An 18724-nucleotide genomic window follows, 5' to 3' on the forward strand; every position below is an offset into this window, starting at 1 on the left:
CCCAATTAAGATATGCCCAAAACTGCAGCATTAATTCCTGCCAGATATGCATCTACAAGATTACCATCCAAGCTTGTTCAAGATTTAGGAGGTAAGTCAGTCATTCAGCGTACCTACCTAAGTACTGTTGATGCTGGATTTTTCGATGAAGTTTGGGTGGTAACTGATCATCCGGAGATAAAACAACAGATTGAAGAAATAGGAGGGAAAGTCTTTGTAAGCCAAAAAGAACATCAAAGTGGCTCAGATAGAATTGCTGAGGCTTTAGATATTATACATGCGGCAATTATCGTAAATGTACAGGGAGATGAACCATTTCAGGACAGAAAATCCCTAATAGATCTTGTGGAAGTTTTTCAAGACCCTAGAGTTGATGTAGCATCGTTGAAAACCAGGATTACTTTTGATGAAGCAGAAAACCCCAACCTAGTTAAAGTTGTAGTAGATCTTTGGGGAGATGCGCTTTTCTTTTCTAGATCAATTATTCCATTTAATAGAGAGAAATTAAAGGAAGTAGCTTATTGGAAGCATGTTGGTATTTATGCCTACAGAAGAGAAGTGCTGCAAGCGTTTACTCATTTACCTAAAAGTGAGCTGGAATCAATAGAAATGCTCGAGCAACTAAGACTTCTGGAAAATGGGTATAGAATACGTATGGTGGAAACAGTCCATCAGACAGTGGCAATAGACACCGCAGAAGATCTCGAAAAAGCCAGAAAATTACTATAAAGTGCTGATTTCGAAGTTTACTCCAACGAAAGCCACTTTAATTAAATCGAGCATGACGGATGCGACACACGGTGAAACGATTAGTAAATATGCGAGATTCCATAGCCTGCCCCGATACACAGGGGGATGATTATTTCTCAGCATACACCGCATCAGCAGATTTGCTTGTTGTTAGGGCGTGCTGGGGTGACGCAGCAGCGAGCCAGGCGGCTGGACTGCGGGGTGAAGCTTTGCTGGCGTCTTGCCTTTTGGTTCTTTTGTGCCAAGACAAAAGAACAAAGAAATCGAGCATGATTAAAAGCGTCCCACACTGGGATGATTATAATGCACGCGAGATTCCATAAGACCATTGAAAATCAATTATAAACAGATGAAATCATTTATGGACTTTTATCAAAGTGTTAAAAAAAGACACTATTTAAGGTTAAATGTTTAAGTTTGCGCAGATTTTGATAGAGATAATTAAAAATATACATATGAAGAACATGTCTAAGGGATTAATTTTATCCCTTGCTTTCCTATTAGTATTTGGCTGTATTCCAAATGAGAAGATCATTTACCTTCAAAATTTAGAGAATAATACGCCTATTGAAGACGGTGAGTTAATTACCTATGAAATCCCTGAATACAAGCTTCAGTTCAATGACATCATAGATGTGAATATTCAGACCATAGAAGATATGATGCAGTTTGGCTTTAATAATAAATCTTCTCAGGTTAATGGTCAAATGGGTAATGTATCTGCTCAAAGTGGGGGAGATATTTATTATATGACAGGTTATTCAGTAGATCAGAAGGGCAATATCAGGCTGCCTATAATTGGAGATGTACAAGTGAAGGATAAGACGCTTGAAGAGGCTCGAATGGATATAGAATTGAAACTGCGGGATTATGTTAAGTCCGAGCTATATGTCAAGGTAAAGTTGGGAGGGATTCGTTACGCTGCCTTAGGAGAATTTCGCCGCCCTGGGAAATTTGTGGTGCTTCAAGATAGGATGACAATTTTTGAAGCAATAGCCAATGCAGGTGATTTGACTGCTGTCGCTAAGCGTGACGAGATACTTTTGATTCGACAATATCCTGAAGGAACAAAGCTACATAGAATCAACTTAATTGATAGACAAGTAGTTGAATCTCCGTTTTACTTTATTCAGCCGAATGATCAGTTGTATGCAGAACCAATGAAAGTGAGAGAAATAGGAGCTGGAGAAAATGCAGCCCAATCTTTAACATTGGTGATTTCAGCAATTACTGCACTGGCTTTAATATTGAATTTAATCAAATAAGATTTTATGTACCCGAATACTCCCAATCCTTCAAATCCAGGGCAGAATCCATTTATGGTGCAGAAGGAAGATGAAATTGATCTTAAAGTTTTGCTATTTAATTACCTGCAATATTGGGTTCTAATACTTGCATGCATGTTTGTTGGGGTTGTAGCAGCCTTTTTATTTAATAGGTACGCAACAAATATTTATAAGGTAGAATCAAGTGTACTCGTTGTAGATGATAAGCCTAGCTTAGGTACTGATTTATTTGAATCGTCCGGGTTAGGAATGCTTCAAGGTAAAAGTAATATTGAAAATGAAATTGGAATATTGAAGTCATTTTCACTAGCTGAAGAGGCCGTAACAGAGCTCAATCTCAATGTCCAATATTACAAAGAAGGATTTGTATCTACTTCTCAGATTTATGATAAAGTACCGGTTTTAGTTTCGGTGGATTGGAAAAAAGCACAACTTGTAGGAGGGAGATTTAAAATTGAAGTGATCAATGAGGAGTCCTTCGAACTAAGTATTGAGGATGATGAATTCAGAATTTATAATCCCTTAGATCCGTATTATAAGCTTCTGCCAGAGGAAGATATAGTATTACAGAAATCAATTTACAACTTCGGTCAAGAGATCGTTGGGGCGGATTTTTCGTTTAAAATCAATCAAATTTCATCTCTTCCTGGAGATATAATCCAGTTTAATTTGGTTGATACGCCCACCATGGCATTGAAATACAAGGAAGAGCTGTCGGTGACACCTTTAAATAAGCAAGCGTCTATTCTTTCCCTTAGTTTAGAGACTCCCGTAAGAAGATTAGGAGAGGATTACATTGATAAATTAATGGAGGTGTACCTTAAGCGGGAATTGAGTGAAAAAAACCGAGCATCTGAAAATACGGTAAGGTTCATTGAAGCACAACTTTCAGGGATTTCAGATTCCTTGCGTTTATCAGAAAATAAACTTCAAAAATATAGAACTGAGAATAAAGTATTTAATCTGTCCGAAGAGGGTTCTGTGATTTTTGAAAGGCTTCAGGTATTAGAACAGCAGCTGGCTCAGACTGAGCTGAATTTGAAGTATTATGAGACGCTTCGGGATTATGTGGCCAACAATGTAGCAGGAGATATTGTAGCACCTTCTATAGTAGGAATTACCGATCCCTTATTGAATTCCTTGGTTGAGTCCATGAGCGAAGCACAGGCAGAGCGAATTAGGTTGACTTCTAATTTTACAGACCAAGCCCCTGCCGTTCGTGAAAATGAAATAAGACTTCAAAATACCAAAAAGGCTCTTCAAGAGAATGTAAATTCTGGAATTACCAATACCAGAAATGCAATAGCTGATCTTAAGAACCAGATTAGAATGAGCGAACAGGATGTGAATTCCCTTCCCGAAACTGAGAGAAACCTGTTGGGGTATCAGCGTCAATTCACAATCAACGAAAACATCTACATCTACTTGCTACAGAAAAAGGCAGAGGCGGAGATAACCAAGGCTGCTAATATGCCAAAAAACAGTATCCTAGATTTGGCAAAAGCAGGCCAATCACCAGTTGCTCCAAAGAGATCATTGAATCTATTAATAGGCTTAATCTTAGGACTGATACTGCCAATAGGTTTTATTACAATCAAGGATTTCTTGAATACAAAGATAGAAGACCCTAAAGAGCTTGAAAGTCAAATCAAGGTGCCGCTAATTGGTATGATTGGAAGAAACACTTCTGAAGATGCCATTCCGGTAATGAATAACCCGAGATCATCTGTGACTGAGTCTTTCCGATCCTTAAGAGCAGATATGACTTATTTAAGTCCACATAGAGATAATTTGACTATACTTTTCACCTCTTCTATATCCGGAGAAGGTAAAACCTTTGTGTCAATTAATGTGGCCTCAGTCTATGCACTGATGGGCAAGAAAACTCTCCTTATTGGATTGGATCTTAGAAAGCCGAAGATTGCAGAAGACTTTGGTTTGGTAAATGATAAGGGCATGAGTACTTGCCTAAGTTCAAATACTCCTTGGCAGGATGTAGTGAAACCTTCCGGACACAAAGATATGGATGTAATCCTATCTGGGCCTATTCCTCCAAACCCTGCGGAATTACTTTTGCAGGATAAATTTGGGCAGATAATAAAGGAATTGAAGCAAGCTTATGACGTAGTTATTTTTGACTGTCCTCCTGTAGGACTTGTCTCTGAGACTAAAGAGCTTTTTCCCTTTGCTGATATAAGTTTCTTTGTATTCCGTCAGGGCTATTCTATGAAAGGTAATACTCAGATATTGAATAATCTTGTTGAGAAAGGCGGTGTAACTAAGATATACGGCATATTAAATGATGTCCATATAGACAAAGGCTATGGTTATGGGTACGGATATGGATACGGTTATGGTTACGGCGATAATTCTTACGGTTACCACGAAGAGGTGCAGTTGCCTTGGTGGAAGAGGGCGTTAAGGATGAAGTAGGCTTATAACTGATGATTATTTAAAAAATCGCAGATGAAAGTTTGCGATTTTTTTTGCTCCATGTGATCCATGTTATCCTGCTTCTCCAGAAGCAGGATCAATAGTCTTTCATCCCTATTTGTGAAGGCTTAATTGAGACTGTTTTTCCTGAACGCCGCGTGCGCGCCCCCGTGAGTGTCCCACTCACGGAAGAAGGTTCGTTGTAGATGGATTGTTAGGACTCGCTTGCCTCCCGTAAGAATGGCCTATGTTCTAGTGTTATCCTGCTTCTCCAGAAGCTGGATTTAACAAAGCTCCCGTGAAAGCCTTCGTGAGCTTCACTCTAGGAAGAGGGACGATATAGATCAATTTTTAGGGCAAACTTATCAAATGAAAACCGCGTGTGCGCCCCCGTGAGTGTCTCACTCACGAAAGTGGTGTTCTCCAAAAATTGAGAGTCAGACTTATTTCACAATCCTCCTAGGAATGGCAGCTGGAAGGCGGCTGAGCATTTCATTGTTAAGCAGCTGGGTAACTTGTGAAAATGAGCTTATATTGATCGTATTGTTATTTTGTCGCCCCACGAGCACCACCTCATCACCTACCTGCACATCAGATAGATGTGAGACATCAACCATAAAAAGATTCATATTAATCAGACCTACAATCTGTACTTTTTTTCCTTTAATAAGCACATGGCCAATGTTAGATTGTGCACGGGGATATCCATTAGAATAACCTAGCGGCATGACGGCTACCTTCATACCTTGCGATGCTTGATAGGATGTTCCATACCCGATAAATTCTCCCGCATCGACATCCCGCACGTCCATCACATCAGTTTTCCAAGTAAATATCCTCTTGAGCGCTCCATCCGATTGCTTTCCAATTTCCTGTAAATGCATGTAATAAATGTCTGGGCTTGGCCAAAACCCATATTGTGCCACTCCAATTCTTACCATATCATAAACGGTGTCTTTGTAAGCCAAAGCAGCAGCAGAGCAAGCGATGTGTCGAATCTCCGGCATGATGTTCTTTCGCTTGCAATGCTTTAAGAAATTTTTATATCGCTCATGCTGCATAGTGATTTTAAACTGATTCGAAAAATTCTCTGCTCCACCAAAATGCGTACAAAGACCTTTGAATGCTATGTCTTCAGCGTGCTTCTTTAAAAAATTTAGTGTTACAGTGAATTCACCTTTGCTTAGTCCCGTTCGGTTGGCACCAGTTTCTACTTCAATGTGAACTTGTGCCTTTCTACCTAGTTTTTTCGCCGATTCAAGAACTAGCGGTAACCTCCCATAATTGAATACATAAAATTCAATACCGTTTCTAACAGCCCAATCAATATCCTCATCATAAAGAATACCCATGATCATTACATCACTATTAGCAGACTTCGCCTCCAACACTTCCTCGGCTTCGAATGCTGATGCTGTTGCAAAATGTCTTACTCCGGCCTTTTCTGCCATCTTCACAAATTCGCGAATGCCATGACCATACGCATTAGCTTTTACAACAGAAGATATTTTTACCCCTTCACCGACTTTCTTTTTAATGAAATTAATATTATTCGTAAGCGAGGATTGACTCAATTCTATTCTCGACGAATGTCTTACCATAGTTTAGTTTGTTGATTCCAGATATAAGATTTACCCCAACTCTCTCTTGCCAACTTCTCTACGTTGTTTAGCTCCTCAGTTGGAACTTCGTTGATCCTAGTTGTAACATCCAAAGGACTGTAATGAAAAGCATAAACTCTTGCCGCAAACTGGTAAAATGGGAGCGAGGATTCACCTTGCTTTTCACCATTGCCGTGCACTGAGGGCATTATATCCTGACCCCAGTCCTGACGGCCTTCATTGTTTGGATTTAGAAAATAGGCCCGCACTTCCCCTGATGGACTTTCTTCCACTCTCAATAGCGAAACAGCATGAAAACCGATCATGTCACCTTTATTACTCGTGATGAAAATACCCACAGGATTTGGATACACCATGTGTTGGTTTCCGTTGAAAACAGGGTGAAAAGCCGCATAAAAGATGCGCTCATAACCTTGAAAGTCCATGATGGAATTGCTCATATAATCGTAACAGGAGGCAAACCCCACTTGAATCCATTGACCATACATGGCAGGATTGACCCATTTATGGGGATCATCTAAGCGGCCGGTGGAAAGCCTCATCATCTCATTATAGATTTTGTCCAAATGAGGCACCAAAACGACTGACACCACATCTAGATTATAATCTAGTTGATCGACCAGCCCTTTTATTAAATTATTGGAAGTAAGGTTTTGGTTTTCAAAACGCATGATCAAANAACGACTGACACCACATCTAGATTATAATCTAGTTGATCGACCAGCCCTTTTATTAAATTATTGGAAGTAAGGTTTTGGTTTTCAAAACGCATGATCAAATTATTCTGAGTAGATACAGTAATGATCATGTCGATTAATTTGGCAGGAGAGTGTTGACTCCACATGCTGATCCCCCTTGCTGATTGGCAGGTTGGATTGTTTCCCTGACCGACACCAAGTGGTTGACCCAAAACTTTGATTGTTCCCCCGATCAAATACTGCAAGGCTGTTATTTCAGCATCGCGGTCAATCAGGGATTTTAAAATCCTTTTCTCGACCTGTGAATTAATCTTGATTTTACGTAAGTTTTCCAATCCCACACGTACCGGTCTTCTGGAAAACAAATTCTTACCAAGCATCCTGGCAAGCCCATAGATACATTGACAATTATCCCAGCTCACTGTTTCGATAATCAACAAGGAAACCAACTCATGATATTTTTCCCATTCAGCAATCCCCCGATCATTAAGATCAAGACAGATTGGAACAAGATTTGGATTTTCGGAAACTATATGTTTCAACAGTATAGCATGATACCCACTGACTAGACCTGTAGCATTCATGTATTCACCCATTTCATGCGCTTCTGAAGCCAAGGTGGTTTCATTCGCCTCTAGAACAAACTGACGATATGCCTCCTTTCCTTCATTATCTTTTGCACCCTGAGAAGGGGCATGCAGTGCATTGATGTAAACACGAATAGCACGGTCTTTTTCCGAATCACCGGAGGTGTCAAACCTTCGCCGTACCAGACTAATCAATTCCCTAGCCTTATGAGTACGAATGGGCCGCTGCTCGCAAACCATTCGTACTTCTTCGACCAACTTATCGTAAACCCCCTCTAGGTCCATTTCAGACATGATAAAGCCAAAAAGGTTGAATGCCTTTTTTAACTCCCTTTCAGACATTTGAACCCTAGTCTCCTCATTTGGCTCCCTGAGGGCAAATTCTAAATTATGTACAATCACCTCTTCCATATAACGCTGGGCATCTTCTGCAGAGAGTGCTGCATGAACATCCTCTCCTTTCGCATATCGCAACATCCGAAGCTCGGAAAGTGTCTCAAAACTGGAAGACGGGTGTCCATATTTAAGCGTACCCTTGACCAAAAAAGGAATAAGCTTGTCTGGTTCACTCCAAGAAGTGCCTTTGAAAAAATCAGCGCGATCGAGCTCTGCGCTTTTACTATATAGATGAGCAAGCCCACTTCTGGTTAGGCTTAAGATATCGATGTGACTGGCTAATTTGTTGGCTTTTTCCTGCTTGGTAAGCGCTCCGGAGTCGATGAACTCCTGAAGACTTTGGTCAAAATTACTAAATACCTTATCGGTTGTTAACTCCATGTATTGCGTCTAAAATTTATACGTAAAACTCTTCCTCTTCATAATGCTTCAGCAACTCAGTCATACGATCTGGATCTTCTCCCCGGAAGTTGATAGTACCGAAATGATTTCCAAATCCATCCCTATCAGCGCTAAGCTTCTGACCTTCGTATGGCGCAATAAGTGTATGCTCTACAAAGTATGGCTCATTATTGAGCGATTCGGGAATTTCAAGCTTTGAGAATTGACGCTTGCGAGGATAAATCATTACGTTGCCATGATAGTTTTTAGGCTTGAAGTCCTTTGCAGGAAAGATTGCATCAAGTTCCTCTTCTGTTGCATTGGGATCATGTGAGATCACAAAAGCAGCCAGCGCATCAAATTCATAGGACTTGGAACAAAGCTCTAAAATATGTCCACCCGGAATTCTGCAGGCGGTTTCTCCGAAGTTAAGCTCATCTTTTTCTGTAAGGAACCACTCTGGGTGCACCATACCATACTCTATTCCAAATATGTCCACCATCTTCTGTACTTCCTTATGGATTAAGTCACGCTTGCTTTCCAGGTATCTTCCTTCAGGAATGAAATTGGAATAGCCCAACTTGACATATTCTGTAATATTCAGGAATCTTATCTTCCCTTTATTAATGAAAGCTTCGCAAGAAAATTCACGCCCAGGTAAATGACTCTCTGCCAAACATGGGAAATCACTATCCTCGCATTTTTCATCAACATCACTCATGGAGCGAAGCAATCTGTGGCCTACTGTACCGGCAGATGCGAATGGTTTGATATGCACCCAGCTATCTTCTTCGCCGTCCAACTGAAGGTTAGCTTGATTTAATCTCTTCATAAAAGCTTTTACACCTTCCTTGTTAAAGACTTCCTCAAATAGCCCTACGCGTAAACCACCAATTAGAGCTTTACGCTTCATCATGGCTTTATTTCTGAATAAAAAAGCTCTATTCAGTACACGCGGATCACCACGATAGATAGAATTCAGTGCTCCAGCCCATTCTACAGTTTCTTCGTAAAGTGGCACTGCTACATCCACCTCATAAGACTTCAGCTTTTCGAATAAGTCAATCGAGTTTGAAGTATCACTCCATTCGTCCAGTGGGTAAGACACGAAAGGAATATTATTTTCATTTGCGTACGGTTCAAAATCTGCAAAGGAAACTACCACAAAGGGTCTCCCGGTTTTTTGCATACTTTCTATTACAGGCAGACTCCAACCTATTAATGCGAAACATTTAGCCATTATAAAATTTAGTTTTTGGATTAAAAATTTATTAAAATCTGATGCCAGGAATAACAAGTGATATGTTAGAGAGAAATAGACAGAACTGTCAAATAGATCGTGGCATCATCTATACAAGGGTACCTATCCGAAGTTCGTTCCATAAAGTTTCAATTGCTTAGTTGAATGCAGTAGTTTCTTAGAATAATAGAAATTAAGACCAGATTTTGGCCATATCCTTTCGATTCTCATTTTTTCTTCCCACTAATATTGGGTGTCAGCATCTATTAAACAGATCAATTAATTAAAGAAGGGAAGATATTCTCTCCGGTTTTTTGTGGGTTTATAAATAGTCACCTTCTCCATATTTCGCCGCCGTTCGTGTCATCACGCACGGCTAGATTGCCTTAATTATATCTGGTTCAAGTCTTCGGACTTGGACACAACGTAATGCAGTCTTGACTGCCTAAACTGGGCAGTACTGATTTAGCTAATAGCCAATTGTTTAAGAGCCCTGGAAAGCTGATTTCGGAGGACGGGCCGTATAGAAATCTTTCGGTGAAAGATTTTAGGGCTGGGCCAGATTGCAGGGGTGACTTTTGGATACTTTTGGCCTCAAAAGTATCAGAGAAACAGACTTCACCTCATCCATTCAGGCCAAATGGGAAATTGTCGGCAATTGACCTACGCTTAACCCCTTTCCATCCCTACGGTAGGCAGGCCTCCTCCTGCGTTTACTCTCTTATCCCACATTATCTGTAGACGGGAGGCAATGGCCTTTTATATCTTTTTTCACTATAAATCTGCCATGCCTACGGCATTGCTACTTTTCTACCGGCACTGCATTAATGATGATACTCACGGATGCACGTAACTAATTGATCTTCCCTTACTATCCCCTATGCAACAGACTACGAATTAGCACCTTGGTTAAGTTTAAGGGTGCGGAGGAGGTCGCAGCAGCGAGCCAGACGGCTGGCATGCGGGGAGAAGTCCTGATTGCTATGCGGGACTGCGACTTGGCTTGGTCCAAAAGGACAGAAGAAAATAACTTTAGTCCGCGAAGGCTTATCAATGGTCACCTTCTTCATATTGGGACAACGTTCGTTTCATCAATCGCTTCCGCCACCATTCGGGTTACGGTTGCAAAGTTCTCCCAACCCCAACAATTCCTTCTCCTTATACCAAAAAAACCAGTTTTTTATCATACCCCTTTCCGTTCATCGATAGATAATATCATTTAGTCTATAGTTAAGCCTTGCTAGACCTTCCCATTTTATTTGCCATTTCTTTCTTCCTGATATTTGAAAGAATAATGGGAATGAAAGTTTATTAATTAAGCAATATGCCCTGAAGAACTTTGAAATCTTAAAAGGAGAATTAGTTGTTTAACACCCTGTTTTGCCCTATCTCCCTTACCAGTTTAATCGAAAAGATATGACTAATGAAAATGACTTGGATGATGTGAATGTGTCCCTTATCGGCACAGTCAGTAAAGATCAAATCATTGACAGTTATGAATTGATCCGACGGATCACGATTGAACTGGTAGGGCAAAACAAATTTGTTATTGATATTGAGAATACTTTGCCTTTTATCAATGGAAACCCCGATCTGCTAGAGGTCGTTTTCCGGGATTTTTTTAAAGCGGCAATCAAACAGCATAAAGGCAAGAAGGAAAAATTAAATATTGCGCACATCAAAGATCCCAATTCTTGGATCTTCGTCTACTCCACCGATGGTCAAAATGTAACTATAAATCGGGATAAAGAATCAGGCTTAGTAGATTCGGGACACTGCTTCGCATTGATCATATGTAAAAAAAATTCCAAATTGCCGAAAAGCCATTAGTCAATTTTATAGACATTGAAAAGAAAATAAATTTTTTTAACCTCTAAAAATATGATCTTTAAATCATGATTAATGTATTTCTGATATTATACCGTTTTTGAAACTAACTTAAAATTGTTTTAAGAGAAAAGGAAGGAACTTATATATGACAAAGAAATCCTTGAAATCATAACTAAATTCCTTAAATTTCTACAAGAATGTAAGGGTTAGTTTATGAATTGTTTAATCGTTGACGACGAAAGTGTATCTAGGGAAATTTTAACTTTAATGTGTCAAAAAGATCCCAACTTAATTTTAGTCGATAGTTTCTCGAATGCTATCGATGCATTCAGATTTTTGAACAAAGAGGAAGTGGATCTGATTTTCGTGGATGTCCATATGCCAGATTTCACAGGATTTGAATTTGTCCAAACCCTCAAAAATCCTCCATTCATAATAATCACTTCATCAGATAAAGAATCTGCTTTAAAAGCGTTTGATTATGAGTCCATTATTGATTTCTTAAAAAAACCCATTGATCAAGAGAGGTTCAAAAAAGCAGTTCTCAAGGCAAAGAAATTAATGAAAGGGAATCAAGTTGCCGATACTGATACTCCTACTGAAAAGATTCAGGAACATTTCTTCATCAATGTTGACAAGCGATTGATTAAGATTAATGCAATGGACGTTAATTTTATAGAAGCAAAAGGAGATTATATTGATATCAATACAGAAAAAGAAACTTTCCGGGTTCACACAACTCTTACAAGAGTTTTCGAAAAATTACCTAAGGATATCTTCTTTCAAGTTCACAGATCCTTCATTATTAATCTGACTAAAATCATTGATATTCAGGATAATACTATTTTGATTCAAAAATCTATAATTCCAATCGGCCGTTCCAAAAGGGCGGATTTAATGAAAAGCATCAATTTGATTGATTAATTGACACTTTTCAATTTTAGTTGTCTATCAGGTCCAGCAGCATGCGGATTTCTGCTCTGACTTCTTTCAACAGCTTTTTCATATTTTTTTTATGAAAGCTTTCTGATAGTTCAAAGTCACTGCCCATTTTTGCTAAAATTTCCATGCCAGATGAGATGGCAATTCCATAAAGTTTATGTCCTACTTCTTGGACTAAGGCTAAATTTTGATCCTCAATTGCATCTTCCAGTTCAATTAAAGTGTCTCGCAATTCTACTTTGACTATACCGATAATTCTTTTTAACGCGACGCTGTCACCATTTGTGTAATCCTTTAATTTCTGTTCGTCATAATGTGCTGGATCAACCTCCTTTTTAACGAGTATTTTTTCCTCCAGGCTTTCTGGGTCCTCAAAAAGCCAATTTTTAAAAACTTCTAGTATGGTTTTTTCAAGCACTGGTTTCACAACATAATCATTCATACCAGCTGCCAGACACTTCTCTTTTTCCCCTTTTACATTACCTGCAGTCAAAGCTATAATAGGTACATCTTTGCAACTTTTTAATTTTCGAATTCTTTGTGATGCTTCATATCCATTCATTATAGGCATCTGAATATCCATAATAATGATGTCCGGAACTTGGATGAGACAATAGTCAACAGCCTCTGTTCCATTTTTTGCTTTTAATATAAATGCATTGGGAGCAATTTTATTTATAATGGTTTCAACCAACAACCTATTGATCAAATTATCCTCTGCCACTAAAACGGTATATTCTTTTGCAGTTTCATTGGATTGAACTTGAATTTCACTGACTTTATCACCGTTGATTTCATGTAATCTTGAAAGGGCATGATATAACTCATGAAGCTTTAGGGGTTTTATCAAGCGGTGTTTTACTCCCAGTAAGTCACATTCCAGTTTGATTTTTTGATCGTCTGAAGAACTATGTAACAGAAGGATGGGCATTTCCTCTTGTTTATCGGTGAAAATCTCTCTGATTTTACGGATCGCTTCTATGCCATTCATGTAGGGCATATTATAGTCCATCAGTATCACATCAAACTTTTCCCCTTTGATTAGAACCTGAAGTGCATCTAAACCATTAGTAGCCTCCTCGGTATGGATATTTTTCAACAACAACATCTGCTTTACTATCAAACGGTTGTTGTCATTGTCATCGACAATCAAAACTTTTTTGATTTCTGAAGCATCTACCCATGCTATTTCTTCACCTTCTTCCACCTGAACAGTGATGTCAAAAAAGAAAGTACTTCCCTTTCCTACTTTCGACTTTAATTGGAGCCTGCTATTCATCAGGCGCAAAAGCCTATTCGAGATAGTTAAGCCTAATCCCGTCCCTCCATATTTTTTAGTAGTAGAACTGTCTTCCTGAGCGAAAGCTTCAAATATTTTAGATTGCTTTTCTGTTTTTATACCGATCCCAGTGTCCCTTACTGAGAATCTGATGGTATTATAGTCTCCCTTGGAATTTAAATTTTCGATTTTTAGCTCGATTTCTCCCTTTTCAGTGAATTTTCCAGCATTGCCCAAAAGATTGACCAAAATCTGCTTCAATCTCACAGCATCCGCATAAATAAATCTTGGCAAATCATTTTCAATATTCAAAAGCATTTCCAGGCCCTTATTCTGAATCTGATAGGTAATGATATCAGTGGCCTGAGAGGACATTTCAAAGAGATCACATTTATCGATGTCCAGTTCCAATTTTCCAGCTTCAATTTTGGAGAAATCCAAAATGTCGTTGATAATACTCAATAGGGCATTGGCAGATTGATTGACAATGGAAAGGTATTGATGCTGAGTCTCATTTAGTTTGGTCTTTAATACCAAATCAGTAAAACCAATGACCCCATTCAGCGGTGTCCTGATTTCATGGCTCATGTTGGCCAAGAACTCCGACTTCGCTTTATTCGCTTTCTCCGCAGCCACTTTGGCAAGTGTTAATTCTTCGCGCTGGGCGATCAAAGGAGAAATGTTTTGGGTAAATACCATCATGCCGCCTACTTTTCCGTCATACAGATACCAAGGGCGCATTTCCCAGGCGATAAACCTAGGTTCAATTTCACCGGGAAATAAGATCTTTTCTTCTTTATTGCTGAGAGCTTCCCCATTGAGAACCCGATTATAATTCGAAATCCTTTCCTCATTCATAAGTTTTTTGAAGAGATCATAGTGAGATTTTCCGATTACCTCTTCCGCACTATAATTATATTCTTCCTCCCAGCGGTTACTGACAGCAATATAATTCATCTCATTATCCATCATGGCGACCGCTGCCGGAGTATGCCGCACAAAAGCAGAGAGCCTGCTTTTTTCATTGATGAGGGCAATTTCAATATTTCTTTTTTCAGTGATATCAATCGCAATTCCCAAATAACCTACACTCTTATTCTCTGTATCCCGAATCGGGGTTATCACCAAAGAAACTAACCTTTCTTTTCCATCCTTTCTGATATAAGTCCAATCTTTTTGCTCGGAACCATATTTCTCCGCTATCGAAATAAGTGCTTGAAAACCTTCGACTTGAATTCCAAATTCCTTTGAGATGGTTTTGGATTGGGTTTCCATCTCCTTTCGGGAATGAATCAAAGCCAGGGTATGGATACCTATCACTTCCTTGGCCTTATAACCCAGCATTTTTTCCGCTCCCTTGTTAAAAACAGTTATGACTCCATAGACATCAGTTGCAATCACACTTACCTCAGAGGAAGCATTAAACACATCATTTAATAATTTCCGGGTGCTGGCTGCTTCTATTTCAGCCTTTTTCTCTTTGTTAATATCCTGAAAAGTGCCAAAGATCCGGGTACAAACACCATTTTTAAAGTCAGCTTGACCTTTAGCCCTTACCCAAAGCACTCTTCCTTTAAATGTCAGTAATTGCAAATTCAGGTCCCATGACTTTCCCTCTCGGATTGCAAGGTCCACTGCCTTGATTATCTTTTCCCTACTTTCTCCCTCTTTATAAAAATTAATTCCATTTGCTAAATCTGGGACAAAATCATCTGGAACCTGATGGATATCCTTAGTCATAGGACTCCAGTAAATCGTATTATTTATAGGATCTATAGTCCAACCTCCAACTCTAGCTACTTTTCCTGTCTCTTCTAGAATTTCTTTGATCTCCTTGAGGTCCTTTTCTAAAGCAGCCCTCTTGGTAATATCTATTGCATTTCCTATCACGTAATAACTATCATCCAATTCACTTTTTTCCAGAATATTGTTAAATAGCCAAATTCGCTTCGAACCATCTTTATGGAGTGTATGCATTTGCCCATTTGCCTTACCCTTGCTTTTGATCAATTTTAGGTAGTCTTGCAATTCTTCATACCTCTCTTCTGGGACGATATCAAACAAACTTTTGCTCAATATTTCCTCTGGGGAATAACCCAAAATCCCAGCTCCAGCGCTATTTACTGAAAGAAATTTTCCGTCCAATGCATGCGTACACATGAGCCCTTGGGAATTTTCAAAAAAGACCCTCAGCTTATGCTCACTTTCAAAACGTTGTAGTTCCTTTTGTCTTTCTTCGGTGATATCCCTCCCAATGGCAAAAACATTACCGGTCTCCAGATCAGGAGAAGCCATCCATTGAATGGTCAGATAACTACCATCTATCTTTTTAAAGCGGTGTGTAAAATTGATAGTAGGAATTCCATCTGCCAATTTTTGAAGTTCAGCTTGGCTGCTTGCAAGATCCTCATCGTGTACAAGTTCAAAAAATGATTTTGCCAACAATATATCTTCATCCCAACCCAACAGAGTTTTAAATGAGGGACTGATTTTCTTAAAAAATCCATCAGTGCCTGCCAAACAAATAAGGTCCGATGACAATTGAAACAGCTTTTCAACATGTTTCTGTTCAAAATTCCCTTTTCTGTCCTTCAGTAGGCGGAATACCCTTCGAGACAAAATGCCCAAACCGATTATCTGGTCATCTGAAAGGTCAGCTTTCAGATGACCAGAGACAGCAATAGCGCCTATCCGCAATCCATTTTCATCCTTGATAGGATAGGCCCCAAAGAGACTTAGCCCATTGGCTAATGCCATTTTTCCAAACCCATCTTTTCCATCATTGCAGATCAAATAATCCGTAATTTCCAAGAGCGGGACACTTGCCTCCAAAACCTCCATTGAAACAGATTTCTGACTTCCCAAAAATGATGTTAGGATGACGGAGTCCTGATTAAAAAAATAAACATAGGCTTCCGAACAATTACAGAGAAGGGAAGCCAGTTTTGCTATTTCGTCTAATTCCGGTTCTATTACATCTTTTAATAGCTGTAACTCCTGGATGTATTTAGATCTATTTTCTGAGAATCTTTTACTCTTCATTTGAGGCTTTGTAAAGGCAGTTTTTCAAATTCAAATTCAATTAGCACTTTAAGGATCTAACTTGTAAGTTAATGTGAATTCGGTTTATGCGCAAAGCATCAGCTGTGGCGAAAGTAGGTCAACCACCGATTAGCAGAGGAGATGATTGTCACTTTTAATAGGAGAGGGTTGGACTAAGTGAGTTTGTAACTACATCTTTTTCTTTCGCCGCCGTTCGTGTCCACACGCACGGCTTAGATTGTCATAATCAAATTGCCTCTAGACTTGTGATTTACTAAAATGCTGTCTTTGTATGCTGACTGCTATTTTCCGGCTGGATCAACTCTTTTGTTGCATTAGATGAAATAACTATCCCATTCAGGACTAGCACAAATCCCTTCCTATTTCGCGATGGGATCTCACCCATCTCTGGGATATGCTGACCTTTCAGGCCAGATTCAATCTATGAAAGGGCGAATCATATGCCCATAAAATGTTGATCCAGCTAGCGCAAGTCTCCAGACTTCGCAACTGTTAGTGCCTACATGAATGGGATGACACAAGCCTTGGAAAAAAATAACACGGAGATATACCGAGGAGATAGGGTTGCACAGAGAGGATTCAGATTCCAACTTAAATCTGTCAAGTACAATCAAGCGAAGACCCACAATTTAAAAAAAAGAGGCTGTCTCTATATTTGAGACAGCCTCTTTAAGATTGGATAGATTTTCAAAATTAAACTACAATTAATCAATCTTAAGGTGCAACAAGAATTGGCAATTGCGCATCAAATAGATCAGCAAATTCTTGACTACTTAAGATCATTCCTTGTTTTTTTGCATTGTCGGCAAGTTGGTAGCCCCATTCAGCTGCAGCCATTCTTTGAATAGGCGTGCCGTGATGGCCACTACTTGCAAATCCACAATCACCTATAACGAAAAATACCTGAAGGAACTGTTGAACTCTTTTCCATTGCATAGTAGCACCTCTTGCATGAGAAAGATAATAAGCCGCATAAGCATCAGCCATGAGCTCTGTTCGTCTGGTAGCCTCAGCCGGGTCACTAATTGGGCTGGTAAAAAGGTCTAATTTAAATTGGATTTGATGAGCAAATTCATGTGCCAGGATAGCCTGTGGAGCTACATCACCAAATCCAAGATCTTCATAAGCCTCCATAATACCATCACCCATGACAATTTTAGAAGGAATATCACCATAAGGGGGAAAATTAAAACCGTTTAACGCAAAAGCATTTAAAGTGAAGACAGGATGATCACCATTTCGGTATTGTGGGAAATTCTCTAATAAGAAGATGGTAAGATCTGCATAATATTCAGCCATAGCTTGACTATCTCCATACAGAATTTTATCAATTCGGATTACCTTTTCTCTATCCAGCAACATATTTCCGTGCATGGCGGCCAATACAATATCATCAGATGGAATGTCCCAAAAACGTCTCAAATCTTTAAAAGTCTTGGTCATCCTTTGGGTATATTCTCCATTTACACCGAAATATTGGTTTTCAGAACTGTTTTCAAATAATAAGGCATCGTAAGTAGGAAAGTCTAGCATCCCAATAATAAGGGCATAGTCAAATATGGTATTTCCAAATTCATCAATTACTTCATCCCAGCCTTCCAGTTCGTCATCTAACCAAAAATTAAAGTCTGTTGGACCGCAGGTCGATGGACTTACCGCATCCATTGCCTTTCTAATCATCTCTCTATATTCTGGATGTGTATTTAATACTATTTCTAACTGCCTAGCTGATTCGGATCCTAAGTTGAGTTTCGGGTCAGTTCTGTTTTCATAACCTTCCGGAAGTGTGGAAAAATCCGACAAATTCAGTTTGTCAGACGATTCAGCCGAAAGTAATTCTGAAGCTGTTGGATCAATAGTATCACTTGGCTCTAATTCACAGGCCGTAAGCAGTAAGAATGAAAGGGCGAAAATTCCCAATCCAATTTTGTTAAGTTTTTTAATGTTTACCATAAGGGTTAAAATTTAAGTGTTAAAAGGTTGTGTTAATAGGACTTTAAAAATTAAGAATGCCCCTGTTGAAAAGGCATATCTACCCATCTCTTTATAAAAGGTAAAAAATATTTTTTGAATAAATGATTACCTATGAATCAATTAGAAAAAAGAATTACTGGCATCCGGGTAAAAAACCAAGGGTAGAACAGCAATCTTAGAATAGTACAAAATGAAAAAAGCGGAACTACCGATTTGGTAAATCCCGCTTTTAATTAGATTTTG

General features: G+C 39.1%; 10 protein-coding genes. 5 read left to right on the top strand and 5 right to left on the bottom strand.

The window, feature by feature from the left end; all coding sequences use genetic code 11:
* The first annotated feature begins 12 nt into the window (after positions 1 to 12).
* From kdsB to SYJ56_RS23995, 3 genes are all read left to right on the top strand, one after another.
* Positions 13 to 729, top strand: a complete 717-nt coding sequence (gene kdsB / locus SYJ56_RS23985) for a 3-deoxy-manno-octulosonate cytidylyltransferase (RefSeq protein WP_323838701.1) — start codon at positions 13 to 15, stop codon at positions 727 to 729.
* Between the two features lie 485 nt (positions 730 to 1214).
* The gene (locus tag SYJ56_RS23990; protein WP_323838702.1) at positions 1215 to 2015 is read left to right on the top strand and encodes a polysaccharide biosynthesis/export family protein; all 801 of its coding nucleotides are present in this window, start codon (positions 1215 to 1217) and stop codon (positions 2013 to 2015) included.
* A gap of 6 nt (positions 2016 to 2021) precedes the next feature.
* Positions 2022 to 4469: a GumC family protein gene (locus SYJ56_RS23995; protein WP_323838703.1), complete on the top strand. Its 2448-nt coding sequence runs from the start codon at positions 2022 to 2024 to the stop codon at positions 4467 to 4469.
* A 443-nt stretch (positions 4470 to 4912) separates the two neighbouring features.
* On the opposite strand, the gene alr is transcribed toward SYJ56_RS23995, so the two are convergent.
* The 3 genes from alr to SYJ56_RS24010 all read right to left on the bottom strand — a co-directional run bounded on the left by alr (position 4913) and on the right by SYJ56_RS24010 (position 9393).
* Positions 4913 to 6070, bottom strand: a complete 1158-nt coding sequence (alr, locus tag SYJ56_RS24000; RefSeq protein ID WP_323838704.1) for an alanine racemase — start codon at positions 6068 to 6070, stop codon at positions 4913 to 4915.
* A complete protein-coding gene (locus SYJ56_RS24005; protein ID WP_323838705.1) occupies positions 6064 to 6762 on the bottom strand; it encodes a hypothetical protein in 699 nt (232 codons plus the stop codon). Before SYJ56_RS24005 ends, alr begins: the two co-directional genes overlap by 7 nt.
* Positions 6763 to 8169: 1407 nt before the next feature.
* The gene (locus SYJ56_RS24010) at positions 8170 to 9393 is read right to left on the bottom strand and encodes an ATP-grasp domain-containing protein (RefSeq protein WP_323838706.1); all 1224 of its coding nucleotides are present in this window, start codon (positions 9391 to 9393) and stop codon (positions 8170 to 8172) included.
* Between the two features lie 1416 nt (positions 9394 to 10809).
* Here SYJ56_RS24010 and SYJ56_RS24015 point away from each other — a divergent pair.
* Positions 10810 to 11223, top strand: a complete 414-nt coding sequence (locus SYJ56_RS24015; RefSeq protein WP_323838707.1) for a hypothetical protein — start codon at positions 10810 to 10812, stop codon at positions 11221 to 11223.
* 213 nt (positions 11224 to 11436) lie between these two features.
* Entirely contained in the window at positions 11437 to 12147 is a 711-nt protein-coding gene (locus tag SYJ56_RS24020) for a LytR/AlgR family response regulator transcription factor (RefSeq protein WP_323838708.1), read from the top strand.
* A 16-nt stretch (positions 12148 to 12163) separates the two neighbouring features.
* On the opposite strand, the gene SYJ56_RS24025 is transcribed toward SYJ56_RS24020, so the two are convergent.
* Positions 12164 to 16486 carry a PAS domain S-box protein gene (locus tag SYJ56_RS24025; protein ID WP_323838709.1) on the bottom strand — a complete coding sequence of 1441 codons (4323 nt, stop codon included), beginning with the start codon at positions 16484 to 16486 and terminating at the stop codon, positions 12164 to 12166.
* A gap of 735 nt (positions 16487 to 17221) precedes the next feature.
* A complete protein-coding gene (locus SYJ56_RS24030) occupies positions 17222 to 18460 on the bottom strand; it encodes a neutral zinc metallopeptidase (protein ID WP_323838710.1) in 1239 nt (412 codons plus the stop codon).
* Positions 18461 to 18724: the final 264 nt, after the last annotated feature.

Source organism: Algoriphagus aurantiacus (assembly GCF_035156405.1).
GTDB lineage: Bacteria > Bacteroidota > Bacteroidia > Cytophagales > Cyclobacteriaceae > Algoriphagus > Algoriphagus aurantiacus.

Bases quoted from the DNA above. Each gene is read 5' to 3' on its own strand.
- SYJ56_RS24015 (WP_323838707.1), top strand. From the start codon at position 10,810: ATGACTAATGAAAATGACTTGGATGATGTGAATGTGTCCCTTATCGGC.
- SYJ56_RS23990 (WP_323838702.1), top strand. From the start codon at position 1,215: ATGTCTAAGGGATTAATTTTATCCCTTGCTTTCCTATTAGTATTTGGC.
- SYJ56_RS24005 (WP_323838705.1), bottom strand. From the start codon at position 6,762: ATGCGTTTTGAAAACCAAAACCTTACTTCCAATAATTTAATAAAAGGG.
- kdsB (WP_323838701.1), top strand. From the start codon at position 13: ATGCCCAAAACTGCAGCATTAATTCCTGCCAGATATGCATCTACAAGA.
- alr (WP_323838704.1), bottom strand. From the start codon at position 6,070: ATGGTAAGACATTCGTCGAGAATAGAATTGAGTCAATCCTCGCTTACG.
- SYJ56_RS24020 (WP_323838708.1), top strand. From the start codon at position 11,437: ATGAATTGTTTAATCGTTGACGACGAAAGTGTATCTAGGGAAATTTTA.
- SYJ56_RS24030 (WP_323838710.1), bottom strand. From the start codon at position 18,460: ATGGTAAACATTAAAAAACTTAACAAAATTGGATTGGGAATTTTCGCC.
- SYJ56_RS24010 (WP_323838706.1), bottom strand. From the start codon at position 9,393: ATGGCTAAATGTTTCGCATTAATAGGTTGGAGTCTGCCTGTAATAGAA.
- SYJ56_RS24025 (WP_323838709.1), bottom strand. From the start codon at position 16,486: ATGAAGAGTAAAAGATTCTCAGAAAATAGATCTAAATACATCCAGGAG.
- SYJ56_RS23995 (WP_323838703.1), top strand. From the start codon at position 2,022: ATGTACCCGAATACTCCCAATCCTTCAAATCCAGGGCAGAATCCATTT.